The sequence below is a fragment of the Amycolatopsis marina genome (assembly GCF_900111885.1).
GTDB classification, from domain to species: Bacteria; Actinomycetota; Actinomycetes; order Mycobacteriales; family Pseudonocardiaceae; genus Amycolatopsis; species Amycolatopsis marina.
The window spans coordinates 51,849-71,486 of the sequence record NZ_FOKG01000027.1; the positions used below are offsets into that span (position 1 = coordinate 51,849).

At 66.9% G+C, this 19,638-nt stretch carries 18 protein-coding genes; 9 read left to right on the top strand and 9 right to left on the bottom strand.

The genetic code is table 11. The features are described 5' to 3' along the window. Positions 1-11 precede the first annotated feature (11 nt). The 3 genes from BM199_RS29385 to BM199_RS29395 form a co-directional block, all read right to left on the bottom strand. A complete protein-coding gene (locus BM199_RS29385; RefSeq protein ID WP_091678434.1) occupies positions 12-2,318 on the bottom strand; it encodes a phage/plasmid primase, P4 family in 2,307 nt (768 codons plus the stop codon). After that, positions 2,315-2,713 carry a hypothetical protein gene (locus BM199_RS33530; RefSeq protein WP_143101948.1) on the bottom strand — a complete coding sequence of 133 codons (399 nt, stop codon included), beginning with the start codon at positions 2,711-2,713 and terminating at the stop codon, positions 2,315-2,317. Before BM199_RS33530 ends, BM199_RS29385 begins: the two co-directional genes overlap by 4 nt. 271 nt (positions 2,714-2,984) lie before the next feature. After that, a complete protein-coding gene (locus BM199_RS29395; RefSeq protein ID WP_091678440.1) occupies positions 2,985-3,236 on the bottom strand; it encodes a hypothetical protein in 252 nt (83 codons plus the stop codon). A 209-nt stretch (positions 3,237-3,445) separates the two neighbouring features. Here BM199_RS29395 and BM199_RS29400 point away from each other — a divergent pair, with 209 nt between their 5' ends. After that, positions 3,446-4,603 carry an MFS transporter gene (locus BM199_RS29400; RefSeq protein ID WP_091678443.1) on the top strand — a complete coding sequence of 386 codons (1,158 nt, stop codon included), beginning with the start codon at positions 3,446-3,448 and terminating at the stop codon, positions 4,601-4,603. Positions 4,604-4,655: 52 nt separating this feature from the next. On the opposite strand, the gene BM199_RS29405 is transcribed toward BM199_RS29400, so the two are convergent. The 4 genes from BM199_RS29405 to BM199_RS29420 all read right to left on the bottom strand — a co-directional run bounded on the left by BM199_RS29405 (position 4,656) and on the right by BM199_RS29420 (position 8,711). Continuing rightward, positions 4,656-5,057, bottom strand: a complete 402-nt coding sequence (locus BM199_RS29405) for a hypothetical protein (RefSeq protein ID WP_245788884.1) — start codon at positions 5,055-5,057, stop codon at positions 4,656-4,658. 23 nt (positions 5,058-5,080) lie between these two features. Next, positions 5,081-6,271, bottom strand: coding sequence for an RtcB family protein (locus tag BM199_RS29410; RefSeq protein ID WP_091678448.1), 1,191 nt, complete (start codon positions 6,269-6,271; stop codon positions 5,081-5,083). Between the two features lie 131 nt (positions 6,272-6,402). Continuing rightward, positions 6,403-7,446, bottom strand: coding sequence for an aspartate-semialdehyde dehydrogenase (locus tag BM199_RS29415; RefSeq protein WP_091678450.1), 1,044 nt, complete (start codon positions 7,444-7,446; stop codon positions 6,403-6,405). Continuing rightward, positions 7,446-8,711, bottom strand: coding sequence for an aspartate kinase (locus tag BM199_RS29420; RefSeq protein WP_091678453.1), 1,266 nt, complete (start codon positions 8,709-8,711; stop codon positions 7,446-7,448). Before BM199_RS29420 ends, BM199_RS29415 begins: the two co-directional genes overlap by 1 nt. Positions 8,712-8,877: 166 nt before the next feature. Between BM199_RS29420 and BM199_RS29425 the strand changes: the two genes are divergently transcribed. Beyond that, entirely contained in the window at positions 8,878-9,471 is a 594-nt protein-coding gene (locus BM199_RS29425) for a nitroreductase family protein (protein ID WP_091678456.1), read from the top strand. A gap of 168 nt (positions 9,472-9,639) precedes the next feature. Here BM199_RS29425 and BM199_RS29430 read toward each other — a convergent pair whose 3' ends face one another. Further along, a complete protein-coding gene (locus BM199_RS29430; RefSeq protein WP_091678489.1) occupies positions 9,640-10,047 on the bottom strand; it encodes a hypothetical protein in 408 nt (135 codons plus the stop codon). Positions 10,048-10,380: 333 nt separating this feature from the next. Here BM199_RS29430 and leuA point away from each other — a divergent pair, with 333 nt between their 5' ends. The 7 genes from leuA (at position 10,381) to BM199_RS29460 (ending at position 14,798) form a co-directional block, all read left to right on the top strand. Further along, complete coding sequence (leuA, locus tag BM199_RS29435; protein ID WP_091678458.1) at positions 10,381-12,180, top strand: 2-isopropylmalate synthase; 1,800 nt, start codon at positions 10,381-10,383, stop codon at positions 12,178-12,180. A gap of 167 nt (positions 12,181-12,347) precedes the next feature. Next, a complete protein-coding gene (locus tag BM199_RS29440; protein ID WP_091678461.1) occupies positions 12,348-13,196 on the top strand; it encodes an alpha/beta fold hydrolase in 849 nt (282 codons plus the stop codon). A 90-nt stretch (positions 13,197-13,286) separates the two neighbouring features. Then, the gene (locus BM199_RS34765; RefSeq protein ID WP_245788886.1) at positions 13,287-13,730 is read left to right on the top strand and encodes a helix-turn-helix domain-containing protein; all 444 of its coding nucleotides are present in this window, start codon (positions 13,287-13,289) and stop codon (positions 13,728-13,730) included. After that, complete coding sequence (locus tag BM199_RS35035) at positions 13,727-14,197, top strand: DUF5753 domain-containing protein (RefSeq protein ID WP_281245769.1); 471 nt, start codon at positions 13,727-13,729, stop codon at positions 14,195-14,197. The genes BM199_RS34765 and BM199_RS35035 overlap by 4 nt, the downstream gene beginning before the upstream one ends. Further along, complete coding sequence (locus BM199_RS29450; RefSeq protein ID WP_091678464.1) at positions 14,160-14,351, top strand: DUF397 domain-containing protein; 192 nt, start codon at positions 14,160-14,162, stop codon at positions 14,349-14,351. The genes BM199_RS35035 and BM199_RS29450 overlap by 38 nt, the downstream gene beginning before the upstream one ends. Further along, a complete protein-coding gene (locus tag BM199_RS29455; protein ID WP_091678467.1) occupies positions 14,348-14,539 on the top strand; it encodes a DUF397 domain-containing protein in 192 nt (63 codons plus the stop codon). The genes BM199_RS29450 and BM199_RS29455 overlap by 4 nt, the downstream gene beginning before the upstream one ends. Then, positions 14,532-14,798, top strand: a complete 267-nt coding sequence (locus BM199_RS29460) for a hypothetical protein (RefSeq protein ID WP_091678470.1) — start codon at positions 14,532-14,534, stop codon at positions 14,796-14,798. The genes BM199_RS29455 and BM199_RS29460 overlap by 8 nt, the downstream gene beginning before the upstream one ends. 118 nt (positions 14,799-14,916) lie before the next feature. On the opposite strand, the gene BM199_RS29465 is transcribed toward BM199_RS29460, so the two are convergent. Beyond that, positions 14,917-19,539, bottom strand: a complete 4,623-nt coding sequence (locus tag BM199_RS29465; RefSeq protein ID WP_091678472.1) for a DUF6531 domain-containing protein — start codon at positions 19,537-19,539, stop codon at positions 14,917-14,919. Positions 19,540-19,638 lie beyond the last annotated feature (99 nt).

The following is a 19,638-nucleotide window of genomic DNA, read 5'->3' on the forward strand; positions in this document are numbered from 1 at the left end:
TATCAAGATCATTAGAACGGGCTTTCCTCCACGTCGTCGCGTAGCTTCCATCCGTGCCAGCCCTTGCCGCTCATGGTCTTTTCGCTCTCACCTAGCCACGTGTCCATCGTGCGATAGAACCGGTTCCGCGTCGGTACCTCACGGCCGTGGTACCGACTCTGGTACACCTTCCACAGATCGGCACACAGCAGCACGGAACCGGGTGACTCCACCAGGTACGTCTCAATGAACGAAAGTCGCCAGTCCTCATCAGCCTGAACGGACCTCGTCCTTTCCGTCACGCTCTCAGGGTCGGTCAGCCCGTCACGTAGGTACAGGCGGTATCCCTCGATGGCCCAATTGAGTAACTCACTAGCGTGCTGGTCCATCTCTGCGTTCACTTCGGAGCTAGGGCGCTTCTGTTCCTGCGTGATATCTGCACGCCATGTGACGATCTTCGCCCGTCGCCACCACGCCGCGTCGGGTGCCATTTCCGGGAGTGAGTTGGCGCTGATGTGGATGCTTGCGTCGACGTGGAGGTCGAACGGAACCCGCGCGTAGGCCACCCTCACTTGCACGGGGTCACCGCCCGTCCAGGCCTTGAGTTTCTCGGTATCGAGTTTCTTGCTGAACTCGGAGAGCAGAAGCATCCGCTTGCCTCGATACGTAGATAACTTCGTGTCGTCGCTGCGTCGCGCGTCCTTGCTCACAAGTTCGTTGTCGAGCGGCCCGCTGTAGTCCCCGAACAGCCGATCGAACGCTCCTAGCACCGTCCCCTTGCCGTTAGCGCCTCGATCACTTTTCCCCGTGTGGATCGTGACGAGTTGCTCCCGGTTGTCCCCTACGAGTGTGAGCCCGAGTAACTTCTGAAAGTACTGGCGCTCACCCTCGACGGGGAAGAACAGACGTAGTTGGTCATCGAGGAACGTTCCCCCGACCTCTCGTTCCGGGTGATAGCTCACGTTCGCCAGTCGCGTGCACATGAACGACGGTGAGTGTGCCTCGAACCTCACGGGGTCATCTGCGTGTTCGGGCAAGATCACCACCCCGTTCGCTACGTTGATGACACGAGGGTCACCGTCGAGTAGTTCCCGGTCCCCCTCCACGTAGTCCCGTAGCATCCCCTCGACGCTTTGCAAGTCGTACCGATCTTGATACCGGGTGGCTGCCAAGACGTGCTTTCCCACAATGCCCGCGTCGACACCCCGCCGTGTCATTTCCGCCGCTTCTTCGTAGAGGTCGGGCACGGTTTGGCTGATGTACCGCCGAACAACGGCACCCTCGGGGTCCTCACGCCATCGGGTCCCGTCCCACGCGAACCACCCAAGACCCCCCACGTACATAACCTCGTTCGAGTGCTTCCGTGCCACTCGCAAGGCCATGCCGAGATGAGACACGGGGAGAAGTCCGGTGTTGCTGTGCTTGAGTAGCTGAGCCTCCATGCGCGTGGCGTGCGTTTCCACGGGTCGTGTCTCGACGTCCTGAATCTCCGTCGCGCGGGTTTGAGCAGCGATCACAATATTGGGCGCTTTCAGCTTGTCGTCCGATAGGTTCCGTATTGATCGCTCACTGGACGACGAGATGACGTACGGGGCGGCCTCCACAATGGACTCCCACCAGTCGTCCGCATCGAAATCGTCCAGGTACCGGCCGCAGTTCACACCGACGTAGTAGGCATCCCGCACGGTGTAGTACTTCGAGCCGTCCTGTGCCTCTCGAACCCGCTCCAGCCAGTAAGTGAGTGAGTCCTGTAGCCCGATCTTGTCCCACTCGGTCAAGTCCACATCGTCAGCGTCGATAACCACCGTTGGTCCCGACGACATGGCCTCTTGCCACGCCCGCCGGAGCCGTTCGGGTAGGTACGCCACGGGGGCATCGTTCACCACCACGTACTCACCGTCTGGCTTGTCCTCACGAGGGTAACCCCGGCGAACGGACCCGGCCGCCACGACGTGAGAGCCCTTAGACAGAAAATCCACCCCGTCATAGTCCTTGGCCACGCCACGGTTGATCGTGCGTAACGGCTGAGCGCTCTGAAAGTAGTAGTGATGCCCTCCGCTGGCAGTCCGCACGGTGAACGTGGGGGGCAGGTTGAAGTCACGGGTTAGACGCTCAAACGACGCGTCCCCACCGTTCTTCAGGTCAGGATCTAGCACGCACACACCATCGGTGAGCACGGCACCGACGATCTCTGCCGACTCGATGGCATCGGCAGACGTGCCGAACAGCCGTGTCTGTTGCCACCCCAACGGGTAGCCGTCGACGGCGTAGTACGTGAACAGCGGCGTTTTGAGCCGCAGACGGTAGAAGTCGAGCAGTTCGGCAGTCTTGTGGGTCATCGCTGCTCACCCCTCCAGCGCTTGAGCAACTCACGGAACCACTCGCCGAATTCCTCATCCCTCGACGCGGTCATCTTCCCGAACATCTCGCCCGTGATCCGGTCGTGTACGGCGCCGCTCGAATCGACCTCGAACACGGCCGTCGTGTTCGCGTCGAAATGATCAGCGAGGGCACGCGCGGTGTCGATCTCACGTTGACGTTCCGGCGTAGCCTCACCGTCCAGCTCACGTCGACGTTGCAATTCGGCTTGTTCCTCACGCTGACGCTCTCGACGGGCACGGTCGTATGCCCGCTGGCGTTCGTTCGCGCAGGTTCGACAGACGTCGTAGGGGGCGCGGCGAGTGGTGTTCGAGGGCACGCGCGGGTGCCCACACGGGAAGGTTGGATCTTGCATGATCATCTCCTGGTCTTATGTCGACAAGATCGAAAAGAAGGCCCCACATGTCAGGGGCCGATTCGTCCTGTCTTCTGCTCTGTCGAAGTCCTCGGTCGAGGAGAAGGAGCGGTAGACGCTCACAAAGCGCATGTGCGCTACTCGGATACGCCATTCACGGGGGACGTAACGCCGTTACCGAACGTGTGACTTCGAGTGACTCCGGTCACACAAAACGGCCCCTTGATCCGGGGAAGGGATCAAGGGGCCGTTGTTGTCGGCAGAGGGGGGGCTAGCAGACGCGGTTGCCAAGGGTCGAGCAGCGAGCCACCCACGCGCGTGAACGTTCGTCCTGTAGCTCGTCACTCACGCTCACGCTTCCGTCCTCGTGCACGAGCACGCCTGGCCATTCCGAGGGGGCAGGGGGTGAGGCGAGGGTGAAGATCAGGAGCACGAGCGATGAGGCGATGAGCGCCGTTGAGAATGTGACGAGGGTGATCTTGGCGAGGGTCAGGGGTCGATCGTCACCCGCGTAGCGGCTCATCGTTCCTGCCCCACGTAGCGCTCGAGCTCCGACGCTCGATCTACCAGGTGTTCGACTGCCGCCGCTTGCTTGAAATACGTCGTTGCTACCTCGTGGCTGCCAGCGTCGAGCGAGGCCTTCCCGAGCCCTCGCAAGGTCTCGATGGCTGCTTCTAGTTGATCTTCTGTCATCGGTGCACTCCCTATGCGGATTGAGTTGCATCTCTCCCGATGACCGCGATGGGGATCACCCTGACCCTGCACGTCGTCACTGAGCTCGGCCGCGGCTACGGCGCGGCCGGTCTAGTGGGCACGGCCACCACGTTGGGCAGCGCGATGGGCGCACCGCTGATCGGCCGGATGATCGATCGGCACGGCCTGCGGCCCGTCGTCGCGCTGTGCGGTTCGATATCCACGTTGTTCTGGCTGGCCACCCCGCACCTGTCGTACCCGGTGTTGCTGGCGGTGGCCCTGCCAGCGGGGATTCTCATCGTGCCCGCCTCTTCGATCTCCCGCCAGATCATCTCGGCGAAGGTGCCGCCGCCCGCGAGGCGGACGGCCTTCGCCATGGACACCATCTCGGTCGAGACCACGTTCATGATCGGCCCGGCCGCCGGCATCCTGGTCAGTACCCGGGTGTCCTCAACGGCCGCGCTCACCGGAATCGGCGTCGCGTTCGGCCTCGTCGCCGTCGCGTTGTACGTACTGAATCCACCGGTCCGGGGAGTCGCGGAAGCCGCGCCGGCACCAGGGATGCGGCCGCCGATCCGGACGTGGCTCACCGGCAGACTGGTGGCCACGCTGCTGATCGCGTGCGGCGCGCTGTTCGTGCTGATCGGCACCGAACTCGCCGCGCTCGCGGCCCTGCGGGACAACGGCGAGGTCGGCTGGACCGGTGTCGTCATCGCGGTCATGTGCGTGGCTTCGCTGATCGGCGGCCTGGTGCACGGTGCGGTTCACCGCTCGCTGCGGCAGCTCCCGCTGATGGTGCTGCTGGCTGTGCTGGTGATTCCGGTCGGCCTGTTCGATCAGCCGTGGTGGCTGCTCGCTCTCGCACTGATCCCGATGAACTTCGTCTGCGCGCCGACTCTCGCGGCGACCACCGAGGCCGTCAGCGAACTGGCGCCTCCCGGAGTCCGTGGCGAGGCGATGGGACTGCAGGACTCCGGGACACGCATCGGCATGGCGCTCGGGGCCCCCGCCGTGGGTTTCGTGATGGACAACTCCTCGCCGGCCTGGGGCTTCGCCGCCGCAGGTATCGGCGGGCTCGCACTGGCCGCCGTCGGCATCGTGTTCCAGTACCGGGACCGCGGCACGGCACTTTCCCGGGAAAGTGCGAGTCGAGAAGCCGCTGACCTCGCCAGCGCTCCCACTTTCCCGGGAAAGTGATGTACGTGCGCGCGCAAGTAGGGCACTTTCCCGGGAAAGTGCCCTACCTGGGTCAGAGGCAGACCTGGCGCAGGCGTTCGATGTTCTCGGTGTTGCGGCGCACCCAGTCGGTCAGGTTGCCGAGGCCTTCCGCCTGCTTGCGCTCGAGTTCCACGTAGCCGTCAGCCATGGTGAGCAGGGTTTCCCGGACGTTCGCGTCCGCCGCGTTGTTGCCCAGTTCCTGCAGTCGCTTGGCCTTCTCCTCCGCCTGTTCCCGCACCTGCTGCGGATCGAGTGACTCCGGGTTGAAGCTCGTGGCGATACCGAGCGCCTCGGTGCACGCCCCCGCCTTGCCCGCGACCCCGTCGGCCTTCTCCACCGCCGAGTTGATCTCGTCGGTGCAGCCTGCCAACGGAAGCACCGCTGCCAGTGCGGCGCCGGCAATCACCTGTCGTACCCACATTCGCCCTGTCATTCCTCCAACCTACCGGTGGCGGCTCAGCCCTTGACGCAGATCACCTGCTTGAGGTGGGCGACGACCTCCACCAGGTCCGTCTGCGCCGCGATCACCGAGTCGATGTCCTTGTATGCCGCGGGAATCTCGTCCACCACACCGGTGTCCTTGCGGCACTCGACCCCGTCGGTCTGCGCCGCGAGGTCCGCCGCGCTGAACATCTTCTTCGCCTTCGTCCGCGACATCCGCCGGCCCGCGCCGTGGGACGCGGACTGGAACGAGCTGTCGTTACCCAGTCCCCGCACGACGTAGGACCCGGTACCCATGCTCCCCGGAATGATCCCGAGATCACCGGAACCCGCCCGGATCGCGCCCTTGCGGGTCACCAGCACGTCCACGCCGTCGTAGCTCTCCTCGGCGACGTAGTTGTGGTGACAGGAGATCGCGTCGTCGAACCGCGCGCCGGGCACCGTGTCCGCGAGGGCCTGCTTGACCAGCGCGACCATCGTCGCCCGGTTACGGGCGGCGTAGTCCTGTGCCCAGAACAGGTCCCTGCGGTAGGCCTCCATCTCCGGGGTTCCCGTGACGAAGACCGCGAGATCGCGGTCCGGCAGGTCGGCGTTGTGCGGCAGCTTCCTGGCCACGGCCATGTGTCGCTCGGCCAACTCCTTGCCGATGTTGCGCGAGCCCGAATGCAGCATCAGCCAGACCCGCCCCTCGTCGGAGCCACCCTGCTCAAGGCAGACCTCGATGAAGTGGTTGCCGCCGCCGAGACTGCCGATCTGGGTGGCCGCGCGCTCCCGCAGCTCCTGCACACCCCGGTGCAGGTCGCCGAACGCGGACCAGAACCTGTCCCAGCCGCCGACGCCGTGCACCCTGGCGGGGTCCACCGGCGTCTTGTGCCTGTTGAACCCGACCGGCACGCGCGACTCGATCCGCCTGCGCAGCACGCCGAGGTCGTCGGGGAGGTCGGCCGCGGTGAGCGATGTCCGCACCGCGCTCATGCCACAACCGATGTCCACTCCGACGGCGGCTGGCGAGACGGCGTCGCGCATCGCGATGACACTGCCGACCGTCGCGCCCTTGCCGTAGTGCACGTCGGGCATCACCGCGACGCCGTGCACCCACGGCAGGTTCGCGACGTTACGGAGCTGGTTCATCGCGGACTCCTCGACCGAAGCCGGGTCTGTCCACATGCGAATGGGTACTCGTGCGCCCTCGACGGCGGTGTACATGTCCCTTCCCCTCTTTGCGGTGAACACAAAGAGTGCTACCCGCCCGCGCCGGGATCAACCGGATTAACGGGGGTCGAACGCAGTCAGGGCCACCCCGCGACGAAAACGGGATGGCCCTGACGGCAGGAGAATCAGCCTGATTGGGCGATCAGTTCCGCGATCTGCACGGTGTTCAGCGCCGCACCCTTACGCAGGTTGTCACCGGTGACGAACAACGCGAGCCCTCGACCGTCCGGCACGCCCGGGTCCGTCCGGATCCGGCCCACGTAGCTGACGTCCTCGCCCGCGGCCTGCAGCGGCGTTGGGATGTCCGACAGCCGCACGCCCGCCGCGGTCGACAGCAACTCGGTCGCGCGCTCGACGCTCAGCGGCCGGTCGAACTCGACGTTGATCGACAGCGCGTGCCCGGTGAACACCGGAACCCGCACGCAGGTACCGGACACGAGCAGCTCCGGAATGTCGAGAATCTTGCGGCTCTCGTTGCGGAGCTTCTGCTCCTCGTCCGTCTCGTGCGAACCATCGTCCACAATGGAACCAGCCATCGGCAGGACGTTGAACGCGATCGGACGGGCGTACTTCGCCGGCTCACCGAGGTCGACGGCGGAACCGTCGTGGGTGAGCTCGGGGCCGCGATCGCCCGCCGTCCTGACCTGGTTGGCCAGTTCCTCCACACCGGCGAGGCCGCTGCCGGACACCGCCTGGTAGCTGCTGGCCACCATCCGCACCAGCTTGGCCTCGTCGTGCAGCGGCTTGAGCACCGGCATCGCGGCCATCGTCGTGCAGTTGGGGTTGGCGATGATCCCCTTGCGCGCGTCCTTTACGGCCTGCGGGTTCACTTCGCTGACCACCAGCGGGACGTCCGGATCCAGGCGCCATGCGGAGGAGTTGTCGATCACCGTCACGCCGGCCTCGGCGAACCTGGGCGCCTGCGCCTTGGACGTGGACCCACCGGCGGAGAACAGCGCGATGTCCAGCCCGCTCGGGTCGGCCGTCTCGGCGTCCTCGATCAGCACGTCCTCGCCCTTGAACGGCAGCGTCTTGCCCGCCGAACGCGCCGAAGCGAAGAACCGGATCTGCTCGATCGGGAAGTTCCGCTCCGCGAGCAGGCCGCGCATCACCGCACCGACCTGGCCGGTCGCACCGACCACTCCCACTCGCAGTCCGTTGGCTGCCATCAGCGACCACTCCCCGCGTAGACAACGGCTTCCTCGTCGCCGCCGAGCTCGAATGCCTCGTGGATCGCGCGCACGGCGTCGTCCACCTGCGCGTCCCGGATCAGCACCGAGATCCGGATCTCCGAGGTGTTGATGATCTCGATGTTCACGCCGGTCTTCGCCAGCGCCTCGCAGAACGACGCGGTCACCCCGGGGTGCGAACGCATTCCGGCACCCACCAGCGACACCTTGCCGACGTGGTCGTCGTAGAGCACGGCGGTGAAGTCGAGCTCCGCCTTGATCTTCTCCAGTTCGCCGACCGCCTTCGGCCCGTTCGCCCTGGAGAGGGTGAACGTGATGTCCGTGCGGCCGGAGCTGGTGTTGGAAATGTTCTGCAGCACCATGTCGATGTCGATCTCGGCATCGGCGACCACGCGGAAGATGCGCGCGGCGGCACCCGCGGTGTCCGGCACACCCGTCACGGTGATCTTCGCTTCGGACCGGTCGTGTGCCACTCCGGTGATCAACGCCTGTTCCACGGGGATCTCCTCAATCGAGCCGGTAACCGTCGTGCCCGGCTTGTCGCTATAGGAAGAACGAACACGGATCGGCACGCCGTAGCGGCGTGCGTACTCGACGCAGCGCAGCATCAGGACCTTCGCCCCGCTTGCCGCGAGTTCGAGCATCTCCTCGTAGGGGACGGTGTCGAGCTTGCGCGCGTCCGGCACGATCCGTGGGTCCGCGGTGTACACGCCGTCGACGTCGGAGTAGATCTCGCAGACGTCCGCGTTCAGCGCCGCGGCCAGCGCCACCGCGGTGGCGTCCGAACCACCGCGGCCGAGTGTGGTGATGTCCTTTGTGTCCTGTGAGACACCCTGAAATCCCGCTACGAGCGCGATGTATCCCTGCTCAAGAGCTTCGCTGACCCGGCTCGGCGACACGTCGATGATGCGCGCGTTGCCGTGCACCGAGGTGGTGACGACACCCGCCTGGGACCCGGTGAAGGACCAGGCCTCCGCTCCCTGCGCCGAGATCGCCATCGCGACCAGCGCGTTGGAGATGCGCTCACCGGCGGTGAGCAGCATGTCCATCTCGCGCTCCGGCGGGACAGGGTTCACCTGCTCGGCAAGGTCGAGCAGCTCGTCGGTGGTGTCTCCCATCGCCGAGCAGACCACGACCACATCGTTGCCGGCCTTCTTGGTGGCCACGATCCGCTCGGCCACCCGCTTGATCCGGTCAGCGCTCTCCAGCGACGAACCGCCGTACTTCTGGACTACGAGCGCCACTGGCCCGAACCTCCTCGCCGGGGCAGCGGGCGTACCGCCTCTTGCGAACAACCGCAAACCCCGCATGTTTGTCCGACTCTGACCCAGCAGCCTACCGGGGCCGGTGCGCCACACCACCCTGCTGTGTGGCGCCGACCACTTCCGAGGGATGGAATCATGTCGTGGCATGGACAAGTTCGCGGAAACCAGTGTCGGTGTGCACGACCTCATCGGACGGCGGTGGAGTCCCCGGGCCTTCGACCCCGAGGCCGCGGTGAGCGACGAGCAGTTGCGCGCGTTGCTGGAGGCGGCCCGGTGGGCCCCGTCCTGCGGCAACACCCAGCCGACCCGATATCTGGTCGGCAGGCGCTCGGACGAGACCTTCAAGCGGATCTTCGGCACGCTCGCGGCGGGCAACCAGTCCTGGGCCCACCGCGCCGGGGTGCTGATGATCGGCACCGCCCTCACCCGGAACGAGAAGGGTGAGATGCCTTACCCCGACTACGGCGTGGCCCTCGCGACCCAGAATCTCGTGCTGCAGGCGGTGGCCGAGGGCCTGGTCGCGCACCAGATGGCCGGGTTCGACGCCGACGCGGTGCGCCAGGAGTTCGACCTGCCGCAGGACGTGCGGCCGGTGGTCGCGATCGCCGTCGGTGCGCAGGCCGATCCCGAACTGCTCGGCGACGAGCGCAGCATCGACCGGGAGCGGGCGCCGCGCGAGCGACTGCCGTTGTCGGAGTTCGCCTTCACCGGCGCGTGGGGCTCGGCGGTGTTCGAGTAGTTGCAGCCTGTCGCAGAACTCGGGTCCGCTATCGAGTCGCCAGGGCTCTGACTCCCAGCGACTGTCCGGTCCTGCTGCTCGACGCCCTGCCGCCTCGATAGCGGGACTTCGTCAGCCGGGTTCCACAAATCACCGTGACCTCGTAACCCGCCGTTTCCAGACGCCCTCTTACAGCGAGCTGCCGCCGACCCGGCGGATGATCTTGGCGAGCACCGCGGTGACGACCATCCAGAAGATCGCGGCGATGCCGTAGTTGATCAGCACGCGCAGTTTCGCGTCGTCCGGGGTGAACAGGTCGCTGAAGCCGAGCGACAGCGACTCCGACCAGCTCGTGACGAAGGAGACGATGCCGTTCTCCGGGTTGGCGTCGCCGATCACGAAGATCACGTGGAGCACCAGAATCGCGGCGAACACCAGCCCGACCCAGCGCACGACGGACGCGAGCAGGCCGACGATCCGGTCCTTGGCATGGCGCCAGCGCATCCGCTCCGCGGCCGCTCTGCGCTCGGACTCCTCCTCCGCTGCCCTGCGGTCCGCGTACGTGGGCCCGGTGGGCGAGGACGCTGCGGCAGGCATGGCCTGCGTCGGGGCCTCGTCGTCACTGCGGGCCTTGTCCCTGTCGATCCTCTCGGCATGCTCAGCCATGGTGGAAGTCTCGCACGCGGTCACCCGGAACGCTACGTATCAGTAACCTCATGGGCGACGTCTCACATAACGGTTTGATCGCAACCTGGCTTTCCTTTTCGCAGCGGCCATGGTTAGAGTGAAGTCGTGGCACGTGCTCTCCTGCTTCGCTGCCGCGACGGGGCCTGATCAGACCGGCTCCCCGTCGCGGGGCTCTCTGGTGTTCACCAACGCCGTGCCGCCGGTCGTCAGCCGACCCGATCACCGAGCAGGAGCTTCGCCCGCATGAGCACCCCCCAGTCAAGTCAGCCGCGCAGCGCGTCCACCAGCCGTATCCGGACGCCGTCGCGGCCCGCCCCCGCCGACCAGCCCGTATGGAACACCCAGCGCGGCTCATCGATGCCGGTACACCGCTACCGCCCCTGGTTCGACCTCGTCGAGGACATCGACCTGCCCGACCGCACCTGGCCGGCCAAGCGCATCGAACGCGCTCCCCTGTGGTGTGCCGTCGACCTGCGCGACGGCAACCAGGCGCTGATCGACCCGATGTCGCCCGCGCGCAAGCGCAAGTTCTTCGACCTGCTGGTGAAGATGGGCTACAAGGAGATCGAGGTCGGCTTCCCCGCCGCGAGCCAGACGGACTTCGACTTCGTGCGGGAGATCATCGAGGAGGACGCGATCCCCGATGACGTGCGGATCCAGGTGCTCACCCAGTGCCGCCCCGAGCTGATCGAGCGCACGTTCCAGTCCCTGGAGGGCGCCCCCCGCGCGATCGTGCACATCTACAACTCGACGTCGATCCTGCAACGCAGGGTCGTGTTCCGCGAGGAGCGCGAGGGCATCAAGAAGATCGCGCTGCAAGGTGCCGAACTGGCCGTCGAGTACGCGGCGAAATACTCCGACACCGACTTCCGGTTCCAGTACTCCCCGGAGTCCTACACCGGCACCGAGCTGTCCTATGCGGTTGAAGTCTGCAACGCGGTCACCGACATCTGGCAGCCGACGCCGGCACGGCCGGTGATCCTGAACCTGCCCGCCACCGTCGAGATGGCGACCCCGAACGTCTACGCCGACTCCATCGAGTGGATGAACCGCAACCTGGAGCGGCGCGACGGCGTGATCCTCTCGCTGCACCCGCACAACGACCGGGGCACCGGCATCGCGGCCGCGGAGCTGGGTTACCAGGCAGGCGCGGACCGGATCGAGGGCTGCCTGTTCGGCAACGGCGAGCGCACCGGCAACGTGGACCTGGTCGCGCTGGGCATGAACCTGTTCAGCCAGGGCATCGACCCACAGATCGACTTCTCCGACATGGACGAGATCAAGCGGACCGTCGAGTACTGCAACCAGCTGCCGGTTCCCGAGCGCAGCCCGTGGGGCGGCGACCTGGTGTTCACCGCGTTCTCCGGCAGCCATCAGGACGCGATCAACAAGGGGTTCGACGCGCTGCGCCGCGAGGCCGAGCGCGCGGGTGTGCCGATGGACGAGCACCCGTGGGAGGTCCCGTACCTGCCGATCGACCCGAAGGACGTCGGCCGGACCTACGAGGCCGTGATCCGGGTGAACTCGCAGTCCGGCAAGGGCGGTATCGCCTACATCATGAAGAGCGAGCACCAGCTGGACCTGCCGCGCAGGCTGCAGATCGAGTTCTCCCAGGTGATCCAGCGGCACACGGACACCGCGGGTGGCGAGGTCGACCCCACGACCATGTGGAACGCGTTCTCCGCCGAGTACCTGGAGCCGAGGACGCCACTGGAGCTGGTCCGCCAGCACGTGACCGACAACGGCGGCGGCGAGTACGAGATCGCCGCGACCGTACGGGTGGAGGGCGACGAGAACGAGATCACCGGACGGGGCAACGGTCCCATCGCGGCGTTCTTCGACGCACTGTCCACAGTGGGCTATGACCTGCGCCTGCTGGACTACAGCGAGCACACCCTCACCCCCGGCGACGACGCGAAGGCGGCCTCGTACATCGAGTGCGCCATCGGCGACACCGTCTACTGGGGAATCGGGATCGACCCCTCGATCGTCACGGCGTCACTGCGCGCCGTCGTCTCAGCGGTAAACCGCTCCCACCGCTGACCCAGCTGCGGATGGCGTGTTCGCCATCCATACACAGGTGTTTGCCATCTGTGCGCGGGTGATTGCCATCTGTGGACACGACTTCGCCATCCGGGTACGTCGGCCGCGGGTGGTGCGCCGGAAATTCCGGCGCACCACCCGCACCGCCGCTGCTAGCGTCACTGATCATGACTACTCCCACGTTCGTGCTCGTGCACGGCTCCGGTACGAGTTCGTTCATGTGGGCGCCGCTGCAACGCGAACTCGCACTTCTCGGACACCGGTCCTACGCCGTCGATCTCCCCGGCCACGGCCTCGACGCCCAGTACCCCCTCGCGTATCAGGCACCGCAGGATCTCAACGCCTTCGGCTCGGAGCCGTCGGTGTTGGCGGGCGTCACCCTCGACGACAACGTCGAAGCGCTACTCGGCACGGTCAGGGCACTCCTCCGAAACGGGCCTGTCGTGCTGGTCGGCGCGAGCCTTGGCGGCGTGACGATCAGCGCCGCGGCCAACCGGGCGCCCGAACTCGTCGACCACCTTGTCTACATATCGGCGTGGGCATGTGTGTCCAAGGCGAGCCCGGTCGAGTACATGGGCGAGCCGGAGTTCGCCGAAAGCCTGCTGCCGGGCCTCGCGGACCTGAACGTCGGTGATCCGGCGGTCGTGGGCGTCGGCAGGGCGAACTACCGGACGGCCGATCCGGAACTGCTCGGCCGGCTGAAGGCGGCCACGATGCACGACGTCACCGACGAGCAGTTCATGGCGTTCCTGAACACGATGCAGCCCGACGAGTCGATTCAGGTGATGATGGGGGACGCACGCGTGGACGCGGCGACCTGGGGCCGGATTCCGCACACGTTCGTCCGGCTCACCGAGGACCGCTCCCTCCCGATCGCCATGCAGGACAGACTGATCCGGGAGGCCGACGAGCTCACGCCAAACAACCCGTTCCGGGTACACACCCTCGACGCCTCGCACGCCGGGTTCATCCACCGCAGCGATGAGGTCGCACAAACACTGTCGGGGACGCTTTAGCACTTGCCAGGCTGGCAAGGCCCACATCCGTTGTGGTGAAGGAGTCGCGTCGCGCACCCCAGGACCAAACACGAGTTCTAGCGTGGCGGAATGACGGGGAAACCGGGGCGCGACTCCACCGCGCGGGCGCGGGAATTGGGCGCGGAACTGAGACGGATTCGCGAACGAGCCGAGCTGCCTGCCAACGAACTGGCACGAATGCTGGGCTGGTCACCGAGCAAGATATCCAGGCTGGAGAGCGGGAAACGCGGAGCGTCCGAAGTGGACGTCGCGGTGTACCTGGTGAGTTGCGGACTGGTGGTGCGCTCGGAACTGGAACGCCTGGTGAACCTCGCCCGGGAAGCCGACAGCAGGTACTGGCTCCGGCCGTTGAGCCCGGACCTGCCCGATCAGTTGCGCTCGCTGGTCATCCAGGAGACCTCCGCCCGCGCGATCACCTGCTATGAACCGCTGGTGGTACCGGGCCTCCTGCAGACCGAGGAATACATGCGAGAGCTGTTCCGCTGGCCCACGCAGCTGCCGCCAATGCCTTGAACCTGCGTGTCCACGCACGGCTCGCCCGGCAGCACATATTGCGCAGCCAGTACGGACCAGCTTGTGTTTTCTACATTCGAGAACACGCGTTGCGATCAGTGGTTGGCAACGTCCGAGTTATGCACGAACAGCTGATGCACCTGTTGATGAACGACTCACGCCCGCAATGCTCGGTTCGAGTCATACCGGACGCTGTGGGGCCAATCGGTTCTCTCGGGGGCATGTTCAGGGTGATGGACTACGCGGACCATCCACCGGTCGCATATGCCGAGGTTCGTACAGCCGCGTTGTTCATGGAGGAGCCGGAGGATGTAGCGCAGTACCGCGACGTAATCCGCCTACTGGATAACCTCGCCCTGAAGGGAGGACAATCGCGCGAGTGGCTTGCCCGGCTGGCAAGTCAGTACAACCGAGCGGAGGCCCGACGTTATGACCACTCGCGACCACCTCGATCTGACCTGGCGTAAGAGCACCCACAGCGACAACCTCAACGGTGACTGCGTCGAGGTCGCCCTCACCCCGGACACCACCGCCGTCCGCGACTCCAAAGCCCCCGGCGCCGGTCACCTCAGCCTCTCCACCGATGCGTGGCGGGGATTTCTCGAAACTGTCAGCGCATGAGCCCTGGGGACGGCCTTAGGCACACCTGGCGTAAGAGCACCTACAGCAACGACCGCGACGGTGACTGCGTCGAAGTCGCCCTCACCCCGAGCACCACCGCCATCCGCGACTCCAAAGCCCCCACAGCCGGGCACCTCGGCCTCTCCGCTGGCGTGTGGCGGGAACTAATACGCTCACTGCGTGGCTGAATCAACACCGCGCCAAGCAGAAGACAAGCGCCACCTCTGGCTGGGAGCGGCACAGGCGGTCATCGGCGTGGCGCTGCTGTTCTCCAGCGTCCTGCACGGAGTTCTCATCCTCCTGCTCGCCCTGGGGCTGACGGCAGACGGCGCACGCCGCGCCTTCGTCACCCCCGAGCGCACAGGCGCCCGCCGTGCGCTCGTGGCACTCACCGCCCTCGCCTTCACCGGCGCGGTCGCCACCACCGCAGCCCTAATCGCCTCCTGACCCAGTCGAGTTCGCAGTGGCGGATTGGGCGCCACGAACGGTGAGCGCGAAGGGCTGACCTACCAGTGCACTAACCACCGAGACTGCCAAGCCGAGCCCGAAACTGCCAACTCGGACCTCAGTCGCCTTTTTGCCAGAGGAGGTCTACTGCGCCGGTGTCGGCGTCGTGTGCCCAGATCTTGCTGACGTTCGGGTTGTGCCGCAGGATCGGGAACTCGTCCATGTCGAACACGTTGTCCGGCCGTCGCGAGGGGATGGTGTCGCCCTGCCCCGGCCACCCGCTGGTCGGCCCCGGCGTACCCGGGAACATCACGTGCGTCTCGCCCTTGGCGTTGCGCGCCAACGCGGTGGACGCGTCGGTCCAGATCTCGGCGGCGTTCGGCGCACCCCACGACGGCATCTTGAGCTTGTGGTCCTCGATCAGGCTCTCCAGCGTGTTTCCGCCGCTGTCCTTGGCCACCTTGTTCGCCTCGCCCATGACCGGCCCCTGGTACTGGCTCTTCATATCCAGGTTCGGGTCGTCGACCCTGTGGCCGCCGGACCAGAACCACTGCTTGTCGGTGTCAGAACGCATCAGCTCGTTCCACAGGGGCTTGAACTTCGCGTAGTCCGCGTCGCTCATGTTCGTGAGGTCGACCGAACCGTCGGGCTGCTTGAAGTCGTCGAGCTTCGCGGCGTCGTTACCGGCGTTGGGCCGGTCCGGAGGCTTGGGCGAACCGTTGGCGCCACAGGTACCCGTGAGCCCGAGCGGGTCCGCGGCGAGCAGTGGCTGGGAGACGTAGCCGACCGGGTTGGGCGCGGGAACCAACCCGAGCGGGTCCTGACTCAGATAGCGCGCGGTCTCCGGGTCGTAGTAGCGGTAGACGTTGTAGTGCAGGCCGCTTTCCTCGTCACGGTGCTGGCCGGGGAAGGCCAGCGGCATGAGCGCCGCGTCCTGCAACGGCGCGCCCCACAACGTCGTCCGGCCCTGCCAGTGGAGCGCTCCGTGCTCGTCGATCAGCTCGGTCGGGGTGCCCGCAGGCGAGGTGACCACGGTATGGAACCGCCCCGGTTCCGACTGCGCGTTCCGCTCGAGCTGGACCACCGGGCGGCTGTCGTCGGGGTGCCGCTCCCACGTCAGCACCCGCATCGTCCCGCCGGGCTGCTGCTCGATGCGCTCGACCAGATCCGAACCACTCCACAGGAACCGGGTCTGGCCGGCGAGCCGCGGTTGCCCGTCCTCGCCGGTCACCCAACGCTGCTTCGCGAAGCGCCTGCCCAGAGCGTCGTAAAGGTAGGTCCATCGGGCACCGTCCGGGGTGCGCACCCCGGTCATCCGGTCCAGCCGGTCCCACGTAAAGGTCCAGACCTGCTCCCCGGCAGGTCCGGTACGGCGGCGCCCGGTCACCCGCCCCTGTGCGTCGTTGGTGTAGCTGGTCGCGCCCGCCGAAAGCAGCGTGTTGCCTTGGTAGACCCGCGGCCCGTCGCCCACCGGTGTCGTAGCCGACCTGATGTTGCCCGCCAGGTCGTACCCGAAACTCTCGCGGAACGCCGGCGTCCGCACCTCGGTAACGCGGCCTGCCTGGTCGAGGCCGAAGCGCAGCGGCCACGCCGGGTCGTCGACCGCGGCGAGGCTGCCGTCGGGCCGGTAACCGTACGTACGCTGACCGGCGCCCGCGATCACCTGCTCGGCAAGGCGGTCCTCGGTGTCGAAGTGTTGCCGCAGAACCAGGGCGCCGTCGACCGATCGGGAGACCTCCCGCCCGGCGACGTCGTAGTCGAACCGCACCTCCCTGCCGGCCACGTGCAGCGCCACGGGCCGACCGGCGCCGTCGTACCGCCATTCACTGTCCACTCCGGACGATGTGGTCCGGCGGACGGCGGTTTCGGCGTAGTGCCACAGCACTCCGACCCCGTTGACCGTCTCGGCGACCACCCGGCCGCGCTGGTCCCTGACTATCTCCAGCGCCGAGTCCTTGTTCGCCGCACGGATCAGCCTGCCGAGCGCGTCGTAGTCGTACTCGGTGACCCCGTCTTCCGTGCTCCGCCGCACCACGTTGCCCAGCAGGTCGTAGGTGTACTCGGTGACCTCTCCCGACGCGTTGACCATCCGCACCAGCTGACCCGCCGCGTCATAGGCATAGGTGAACCCGCGCCCGTCGAAGTCCACCTCCTCCACGAGTCGACCTGCCGGGTCGTAGGCATAGCGCCACGTCAGGCCCTGCGGATTGGTCACCGACGTCAGCCGCAACTCTCGGTCGTAGGTGTAGAGCGTGCGCGCGCCGGTCGCGTCGACGTCCGTGACGGGCAGCCCGAATCGGCCGTAGGCACGCCGGGTCACGCCGCCTGCCGCGTCCCGGTGCGCGACGACGTGTCCATCGGCGTCGAAGGTCCAGCTCTCCTGGCTGCCATTCGGTGCGGTCCGCCACGTCCGCTGCCCGCCGGGTGTCCACCCGAACCGCACCTCACCACCGGATGCCGTCCGCACCAGTTGCGGTCGTCCGAACGTGTCGCGCTCGCCCGGCCGGGCCACCGCGCTCGCCGCCGGTTCCGCGGTCAGCGGATCGGCGGTACCCGCGGGGACAAAACCGGCCGATACACCCGGTGTCGTGGTGAACGGGTCCGGCGCCGCCGCGGCGGGCAGCACGGCCCGCACCGCGGTGTCGCCGTCGCCGATCTCCAGCACCAGTTCGCCGTCCGGCGTATGCGACATGCGCACCGTGGAACCGTCCGGCCGGGTCACCTTGTCCAGCACCTCGTCGGCATAGCTGTAGCGCGTGATCCGGCCCAGCTCGTCGACCTGGTACCGCAACTGGTCGTAGCGGCTCCACACGTACCGGCGGGAGTTCCCGAGCGGGTCCGTCTCCGCGACCACCTGCCGGGCCGCGTTCAGCCGGTAGGTCCAGATGTGCCCCAACGCGTCGGTGTGCCGGGTGACCCCGGCTTCGGTGTCGTAGCTGAAGCCGCCGTTGTAGAAGCCGTCGGCTCCCACCGTGCGAACGCAGCGTCCTTCGGCGTCGTAGACGTATCGGTACCAGGTGCCGGTCCGGTCCTGCCAGCCGACGAGCCGGTCGTTGACGTCGTAGTCGAGCGCCAGCGGGCGGCCTTCGAAGTCCGCCACGTGCGACAGCTGCCCGACCCGGTTGTAACCGAACCGCACCACCGGCTCGGCGCCGGGCGCACCGAGCGCGACGATCCGCTGGTCCGTGGCGGTGATTCGGATCGTGCGGCCGTCGTCGCGGCGCACCACGCTCGGTGCGCCGGTAGGGGTGTACTCGATCGCGGTGCGCGACCCGTCCTGCTCGATCGCCGTCAACGGGAACACGCCCTTGCCCGCGCCGCGGACCGCGGCGAAGGTCAGCTCCCTCGTCCCGGCGGACAGCCGGTAGCCGCCCGCCGCCCGCCGCAGCACGTACCGGGGGCCCTCCACCGGGAACACCGCCGCCTCGCCCGCCGGGTGTGGAAACACGAGGATCATGCCGTCCTCGGAGAAGTAGCAGATGTGCTCCGGATCCGCCTCGAGTCGCTGGTCCAGTGTGGACGCCCAAGACCTGCCGAACCAGCGGCCCGCGCGGTAGGACGACACATGGGTCCGCGACAGCACCAGGTCCCCACGCTCGCCTGGCATGGTGAGGTCGACCTGGGTCATCACCACATCGCCGGTCGCGATGTCCACCGGATCCGACTTGCACACCCGGTCGTCGACACCGACCCCCGTGTCCCTCGGGTTGTCCGGCTTGTTCGGGTTCGGTCCGTCCGTGGAGCCGGACGGCGAGTTCGTCGAGTCGGGGCCGGGTGTCCTGGGCGCCGGTCCACTGTCCGGGGACGGCGTGTTCGTGGTCGAGCCGGAGGGACCGGTGGAGGTGTCGATCTTCGGTGGTGGGGACACCGGGCCCGAGTCCGCCGAAGAGGGAGTCGTGCCTCCTCCTGGACCGCCGCCCTTCGGCACCTCGGTGATCTTCTGCCCGCCGGGGAGGTCCTCGGGTGTCGCGGGCGTGCCCGGCTTGCCGTCGCGGATCTTGCGCAGTGCCGCCCCGGCGTCGCTGAACAGATCGGTCGCCTTGCGCAGCAGAGGGCTCAGCGCCTGCAACGCCTGCACCAGACGCTTGGTCAGATCGGCGATCTGCGCTGCCGTCTTGGCGACCGCGGTCACCACCTGCGGCACCACCCAGAGCAGACCGATCCCCAGAGTGAACACCACCTGCAGGGCCCAGCTGATCAGGTGACCGACCAACTCGGCGATGATGTCGCGAACCAGGCTCCGCACCGCGGCCACGACCTCGCCCGCTGTCTTGATCCCACCCGAGGCACCGTCGGAGGCCTGCTGGGCGGCGGTGAGCAGAGCGACCGTGTCGGCGGAGCGGGCCCGGTACTGATCGCCGGACACGCCTTCCCACGTGACGGTGTCGTTGGCGACCATCCCGGTCAGGTCGCTGCCGATGCTGCCGAGTTCGGTGGCGATGTTCTTCCACGTCTCGGAATGCGCCGTGATCTCGTCCGGATCACCCGCCAACGCGTCCAGCGCCTCCTTGAGCGGACCGATGTGCTCCATCAACCAGCCCACACCCGCCGCCAGGATCGCGCCGAACGGATCCAGCACGGTCGCGAGCGCGTCCAGCGCGGTCCCGACAGCACCCAGCGCCACCGCCGCCCAGTCGCCACTGTTGATCGCCGCGTTCAAATCGTGCGCCGACTCCAGCAACGTCACCCCGGAATACGACTCGGTCGAACTCGTGGTCTCCGCGATCAAAGGATTCACCACGGGTTGTTGTCCTCCTCGTCGATATCGCCTGCGCCTCGGCCGCCGCCCGCCCCTGGCGGCGAGGACGGGCCGGATTCACCCTGACCGCCCGGGGCAGCA